General features: G+C 46.2%; 7 protein-coding genes and 6 tRNA genes. 11 read left to right on the forward strand and 2 right to left on the reverse strand.

What is annotated here, in order from left to right; genetic code table 11:
• Together PGX78_RS05325 and PGX78_RS05330 are read left to right on the forward strand one after the other, a co-directional pair.
• Window positions 1-363 (forward strand): amino acid ABC transporter permease (locus PGX78_RS05325; RefSeq protein ID WP_270445762.1); only part of this gene is annotated, 363 nt, incomplete at its 5' end.
• 11 nt (window positions 364-374) lie between these two features.
• Window positions 375-1,142 (forward strand): amino acid ABC transporter ATP-binding protein, encoded by a 768-nt coding sequence (locus tag PGX78_RS05330; RefSeq protein WP_270445763.1) that lies wholly within the window; start codon window positions 375-377, stop codon window positions 1,140-1,142.
• A 64-nt stretch (window positions 1,143-1,206) separates the two neighbouring features.
• On the opposite strand, the gene PGX78_RS05335 is transcribed toward PGX78_RS05330, so the two are convergent.
• Entirely contained in the window at window positions 1,207-2,046 is an 840-nt protein-coding gene (locus PGX78_RS05335) for a pyridoxamine kinase (protein ID WP_270445764.1), read from the reverse strand.
• Window positions 2,047-2,219: 173 nt separating this feature from the next.
• Here PGX78_RS05335 and PGX78_RS05340 point away from each other — a divergent pair, with 173 nt between their 5' ends.
• The 9 genes from PGX78_RS05340 to PGX78_RS05380 all read left to right on the forward strand — a co-directional run bounded on the left by PGX78_RS05340 (window position 2,220) and on the right by PGX78_RS05380 (window position 5,466).
• On the forward strand, window positions 2,220-2,690 hold the full coding sequence (locus tag PGX78_RS05340; RefSeq protein WP_006941271.1) for an NUDIX hydrolase: 471 nt from the start codon (window positions 2,220-2,222) through the stop codon (window positions 2,688-2,690).
• A complete protein-coding gene (locus tag PGX78_RS05345; RefSeq protein WP_270445765.1) occupies window positions 2,683-4,152 on the forward strand; it encodes an aminotransferase class I/II-fold pyridoxal phosphate-dependent enzyme in 1,470 nt (489 codons plus the stop codon). Before PGX78_RS05340 ends, PGX78_RS05345 begins: the two co-directional genes overlap by 8 nt.
• A complete protein-coding gene (locus tag PGX78_RS05350) occupies window positions 4,149-4,820 on the forward strand; it encodes a dTMP kinase (protein ID WP_270445766.1) in 672 nt (223 codons plus the stop codon). Before PGX78_RS05345 ends, PGX78_RS05350 begins: the two co-directional genes overlap by 4 nt.
• Before the next feature lie 141 nt (window positions 4,821-4,961).
• Window positions 4,962-5,036, forward strand: a tRNA-Gly gene (locus PGX78_RS05355).
• Window positions 5,037-5,061: 25 nt separating this feature from the next.
• Window positions 5,062-5,137 (forward strand) — tRNA-Asn (locus tag PGX78_RS05360).
• A 3-nt stretch (window positions 5,138-5,140) separates the two neighbouring features.
• Window positions 5,141-5,214, forward strand: a tRNA-Gln gene (locus PGX78_RS05365).
• 8 nt (window positions 5,215-5,222) lie between these two features.
• Window positions 5,223-5,298, forward strand: a tRNA-Lys gene (locus tag PGX78_RS05370).
• 11 nt (window positions 5,299-5,309) lie between these two features.
• Window positions 5,310-5,384: transfer RNA gene (locus PGX78_RS05375), tRNA-Glu, on the forward strand.
• Between the two features lie 6 nt (window positions 5,385-5,390).
• Window positions 5,391-5,466: transfer RNA gene (locus PGX78_RS05380), tRNA-Val, on the forward strand.
• A gap of 115 nt (window positions 5,467-5,581) precedes the next feature.
• Here PGX78_RS05380 and PGX78_RS05385 read toward each other — a convergent pair.
• A complete protein-coding gene (locus tag PGX78_RS05385; protein WP_040773383.1) occupies window positions 5,582-6,016 on the reverse strand; it encodes a hypothetical protein in 435 nt (144 codons plus the stop codon).
• Between the last annotated feature and the right edge of the window lie 375 nt (window positions 6,017-6,391).

A 6,391-nucleotide genomic window follows, 5' to 3' on the forward strand; every position in this document is an offset into this window, starting at 1 on the left:
TATGCCGCATATTTTGCCGAAATCTTTCGAGGCGGCATTCAGTCCATTGATCGAGGTCAATATGAAGGAGCTAAAGTTCTGGGCATGACATATGCGCAAACCATGCGTCGCATTGTATTACCGCAAGTGTTAAAGCGCGTCCTGCCGCCGGTAGCCAATGAAACCATCAACTTGCTGAAGGATACGTCCTTAGTTTACATCTTGGCTATGAATGACGTATTGCGCATTACCCGCTCTATTGTACAGCGAGACTTCGATACGACGGCCTTTATTGTAGCGGCTGTATTTTATCTGGTATTTACCTTTATTTTGACCCGTTTCTTTATGTATCTTGAAAAACGCTTCAATGTATATGAAGGATAGGAGGCGATAATATGAGTTTTATTGAGATGAATCATATAGGTAAAAGCTTCGGTAACCTGGAAGTTTTGAAAGATGTATCCTTGCACATGGAGTCAGGTGAAGTGGTTTCTATTATCGGCCCGTCGGGAAGTGGTAAGAGTACTTTTTTGCGATGCTTGTGCGAATTGGAAAAAATAGATAAAGGTGATATTTGCGTGGGTGGAGAAGTGATGGCTGAACAACCTGAGGGGGCAAGTAAGACTGTGTACTCATCTCCTGATAAGGTACGTCAAATTTGCCGTCGCATGGGTATGGTTTTTCAGTCATTTAACCTTTTTCCGCACATGACGGTTCTTGATAACATTCTGGAAGCGCCACGAGTTGTAAAAGGTATGAAGGATGCGGATATTTTACCGCTGGCGGAAGAACTTTTGCGAAAGGTCGGCTTATGGGATAAGCGGGATGTCTACCCTTCCAGCTTATCGGGCGGTCAGAAACAGCGGGTGGCTATTGCCAGAGCCTTGGCAATGAAACCGGACATTATGTTGTTTGATGAACCGACATCGGCCTTGGATCCGGAACTGACCGGTGAGGTGTTGCGAACGATAAAGCAATTAGCCGATGAAGACATGACCATGGTCATTGTAACGCATGAAATGGCCTTTGCCAGAGAAGTGGCGGATCGTATTATTTTCATGGCCGACGGAGTTATTCAGGAAGAAGGCCGCCCTGAAGATATATTTGAGCATCCTCAAAATGAACGAACGAAGAATTTTCTCAGCTCAATGTTGCAGTTTTAATAAAAACGGCGAATCCGAAGGGATTCGCCGTTTTTGAGTATTGTATGTATGGACTAAAGGATTTTTAGGGCCGATTTTCGGCGATGAGATCCGCCAGGCAGGGTTCAACCTGGACGCCTTCCCGCGGATCCGCTCCGGAGGCGGCTGTGAACTCAATGGCCTTTGTAAGAAAGCGTGTGGCAGCTGCCGTTGCAGCATGCAGATCATCTTTTTTCAATAACAGCCCCGTAAGTGCGGACGTGAAGATATCGCCGGTACCGCAAGTGCTGAAATCTACCTTATAAGTGACTGCCTCATCGAAGGTGGCTGTGGTAGCATCGTAGCTGATATTTTTAATGCCGTCTCGTGACGGTACACTGGTGATAACGATTCGCTGCGGACCGTTAGCTGATAGCGTTTTACACATTTCAAGGACTGATTTGGTTGTAGGTGTAGCGGAGAAATCAACTTCCGTATCAGAGAGAAGTGCGGCTTCCGTATAGTTGGGAGTGATTAAGTCGGCTACGGTAATCAGCGATTTCATAGCCTTTATCATGGACTCGTCAAAGACCGGGTACAATTTGCCGTTGTCGGCCATAGCCGGGTCAATAATGGACAAACCGCCCTTACCGAATTGTAACACGGCCTCTTTAACCGTTTCTGCCTGATCCGGTCCGGCCAGAAAACCGCTGTAGACTGCGTCATATGTAAGATTTAATTTCGACCAGGCTGCCATCATATCCGGCATGGTCGCGGATAAATCGGTGCTTTTAAAGGTACCGTATGTAAGATTATTGCTGAACAAGGCTGTCGGAAAGGGACAAACCTGACTTCCCAAGGCTGATATAACGGGGATTGCCGCCGTTAGAGAACAACGGCCGAAGGAACATAAATCATGAATTGCCAAGACTCTTTTTGTAGACATGAAACTGCCTCCTTTATTATCTGTCTATGTATATTATGAAGAATATGCGGGATATGTAAATAGACAGTTTTACGTAAAGTCCGCTTCCATCTGGCGTGCTCGACCTATCTATGGATAAAGACATATGATACAATATGTAATTAAAACTAACGATTGTCTCGGGGGAGGTAATTATGGGGCAAGACAGAGATGTTGCCATGGGGCTCAGCGTGAAGGCCATGATTTTTTTCGAAGCAAAACTTTTATTGTTGCGGAAAAATGACGGGAAGACCGTATCCCATTGGGAATTTCCCGGCGGCGGATTACGGCGCGGTGAAAATTTCCTGGACGGCCTGTATAGAGAGGTAAAAGAAGAAACGGGGCTGTCCGTTCATGTTGACGGACTTGCCGGAACCTGGCAGTATCGCAAGCGAAACGGTCAGTTTTTAAACGGTGTGATTTATACGGCTACGGCGACACGGCAAGAGGTTATGATTTCATCAGAACACACGGACTATGCGTGGGTCCGGCCCGATGAATTGAATCAATACCCCATTCATGCATCTTTGCATACCGCTTTGCGACAAATGGAAAAGATACCCGCGTTTTCGACAGAGCTTCTTAAAGAATTTTTGACAGCTCCCCGGGAGGCGGCCCGTGAATAGAAAAAGACAGGGGCGAGCTCCCTTTACAGAGGCATTGGAAGCTTATTGCAGAGAAAGTTTTTATCCCTACCATACGCCCGGACATAAAGGCGGGAAAGGAAGTTCTGCAGAGGAACAAAAGCTCTTCGGGGCAGCCTTGCGGCGGGATTTGGGGCTTATGTATGCCTTGGATGACCTATTTGATCCGGTTGGGCCCTTAGGCGAAGCCATGGATTTGGCTGCTGAATTATACGGGGCAGGTCGGACTTTTTTTTCCGTTAACGGAACGACAGCTTGTATTGAGGCCATGATTTTAGCAGTATGCGGTGACGGAGATGAATTGATTATTCCGCGTGAAGCTCATAAAAGTGTTATGAATGCACTTATTTTGAGCGGTGCCGTACCTGTATATATGAAGAGTCGGTTTGCCTTGCAAGAGGAAATTTCTCTCGGCCCCGACACAAGGGAAATTGAAGATTTGATGGAGACTCATCCGAAGGCGAAGGGGATAGTCATTACCTATCCGACTTATGACGGCCTTTGTATCGATTTGAAGTCGGTGTGCGAGGCAGCCCATAGACACAAGCTCTTTGTTCTTGTTGATGAAGCACACGGAGCTCATTTCGGATTACACGAAGACTTGCCGGCAACGGCGTTGTCATGCGGCGCCGATATGGCGGCACAGAGCACTCATAAGTTGGGCGGTTCTTTGACCCAAACGTCCATGCTTCATTGTCGGAAGGGCTTTGTGCATGTAGACAAAGTGGCGGCGGCTATGCATTTGCTGCAGTCTACGAGCCCCCACTATTGGTTTTTAGCATCATTAGACAGTGCCAGACGGCGGGCCTCACTATACGGACATGATGATGAAGAAAAAGCTTTAAAAACGGCGCGACGTATTCGGCGAGAGTTGAATACTCTTGCGGGAATTCGCGTTTTCGGAAAAGAAATTTTAGAATATGACGGTGTGCAGGATTTCGATGAAACGAAAATTACCATAGACTTTTCCGGATTGGGCCTTACAGGGGCTGAAGCGGAACGGTTATTGCGTCGTGAAAAGATAGAAGCCGAGTTGACGTCAGGGCATCATGTCTTATGTTTAATTACTCCCGGCGATGATAATGAAAGTGCGGAGGCCTTAATCAAAGCTTGTCGGCATATTTCCGAAGGTGGAGAAAAAACCGAAAGAGTCGAAATGAAGGAAGTCCCCTTGCCGGACCCGGTAGTGCGTTTGGCACCGCGGGCCGCATGGCATATGCCGTCTGTTGCCAAACGATTGGATGAAGCAATCGGTTCGATTGCCGCGGAATCCGTGATTTTCTATCCTCCGGGTATTCCCGTTCTGGCACCGGGGGAAGAGATAACAGCTCAATGTGTACGTTATATTCAGAGAAAGATTGCTGAAGGATATGGACCCCACGGGTGTGAAGATAAAACGGCGACCTTTATTAAAACGGTGAAAAGTGAAGAGGAGAAGTCATGAAGGGACATTTGATTATTATAGAAGGCGGCGACGGAAGCGGTAAGGCGACACAGACCGAATTACTGCGACGGCACCTGGCGGACGACGGGAAATCTGTTAAAGCGGTATCGTACCCCGATTATGACAGCGAATCGAGTGCACTCGTAAAAATGTATTTGCGAGGCGACTTCGGAACTGATGCGGATACGATTAATCCCTATGCGGCGTCGGCCTTTTATGCCGTTGATCGTATTGCCTCTTATGAGTTGAAATGGAAACGGTTTTTTAAGGCCGGCGGAATCGTTTTGGCTGATCGGTATACGACGAGTAATATGCTATACCAAATGATCAAAATACCCGGGAAAGCTGACCAGGATGCTTACTTGGACTGGCTATGGGATTTTGAGTTTAAAAAGTTGGGCTTGCCCGAACCCGATGCTGTCATACTGTTAGACGTGCCTTTAGAAGTGACGGAAAGATTGATGTCCGAACGTACCGGTAAGACGGGCGGTACGACGGGAGATATTCATGAAAAAGACCGGGAATTTTTGCGCAAATGTCACGCCGCCTACGTCGGATTGGCCGCCAAGTACGGTTGGTATAAGATTGACTGTACAAGAGAGGGAGTGCTTCGTTCTCCCCGGGCTATTCACGAAGACGTATATGCTTTGGTCAAAGGTTTGATTTAAATCTGTTGTCTTGACACTTATCCGCAGTTTCACGTATAATAAATAAGCATCCTGATTACGCTATTGGAAAAAAGATGCAGGCAGTATGGGTAAAAACTGTTGACAGACGTTAAGAGTCTATGGTAAGATACTTGTTGTCATGCGGAAGTAGCTCAGTGGTAGAGCACCACCTTGCCAAGGTGGGGGTCGCGAGTTCGAGCCTCGTTTTCCGCTCCATTTTTCTCTTAGGAGGAAAGAATATTCCTCAATAGCTCAGTTGGTAGAGCAATCGGCTGTTAACCGATTTGTCGTAGGTTCGAGTCCTACTTGAGGAGCCATGTAGGGGTATCGCCAAGCGGTAAGGCAACGGACTCTGACTCCGTCATCGTTGGTTCGAATCCAGCTACCCCTGCCATATTTCTTGATCCACTAGCTCAGTCGGTAGAGCACCTGACTTTTAATCAGGGTGTCCCGAGTTCGAATCTCGGGTGGATCACCACAATTTTATATGGCCCCTTGGTCAAGCGGTTAAGACACCGCCCTTTCACGGCGATAACATGGGTTCGAATCCCGTAGGGGTCACCACAACTCGGGCGATTAGCTCAGCTGGGAGAGCGCTTGCCTTACAAGCAAGATGTCGGCAGTTCGATCCTGTCATCGCCCACCAAAAAAGAAATTGAACGGTATATTCAATGAATATACCGTTCAATTTCTTTTTATATACAAAACTATGTACATGCCGATGCAAGAGCCTCTGCCATATTATAACAGAGGCTTCTTGTTTATTTTTCATAGCGTCTGGGCATACGCTTGTTGCCGACAACCATGGTTCGGCTGAGGGTTTGGTAGGCCATGTTCGTAAAGAAGAGAAAGCCGAATAAAAAGACAAGGCCGTAGTCCCAGGTAAGTTCCGTTGACCGGCTATATAAGTAAAGGCAGGTACCGGTGAAAAGGAGACTGATATATAAGGCTATGACCGCGCATTGGGTTCGTTGACCGCGATCGCGATAGGTGTAGAAATCTTTGTATTTAACTTTAAAAAATAAGGATGAAATGATAAGGATGAAAGCCGTGGCGACCATACCGTAAAGCGGTAGTGAGAAGAAAAACTCACACAATAAGAGGAGAGCGAGAATTAAAGTCCAAAGAAAAATGCCGATTTGCAGATGCAAATCCTGTTTTGAATCGTGTATATGGTCACGGTGTCGTTGACTCATGAGGGTAACTCCTTTCGAAACAAGGTACATTGATGACATTATACCATAGGTTATCGTCGTTACGTCAGTTTTTCGGACTTTTACCGGATCATAGGGGATTCCTATGATTACATGCGAAAAATATATGATGTAAAAAGAAGGAGCAATCATTGTTTGGTGATAGAGACGCATTCCTATGAAATGAACTGCACGACCTGCGGGGATTATTTGAATGTTTGCCATAAGAACGCTATTAAATTCGAGCGGAAAGGCAAACAGTAATAAAAATTATCAATACGCATCCATTTATTATTATCCATAATTAACACTCTGCTAATTATGGATAATTTTTTATAAATGAGATGAGAAAAAGAAGGTAAAAAGTGATACAATAAT

Origin of the sequence: Megasphaera sp. AF13-6AC (assembly GCF_027685385.1) — a bacterium.
Taxonomy (GTDB): Bacteria; Bacillota; Negativicutes; order Veillonellales; family Megasphaeraceae; genus Megasphaera; species Megasphaera micronuciformis.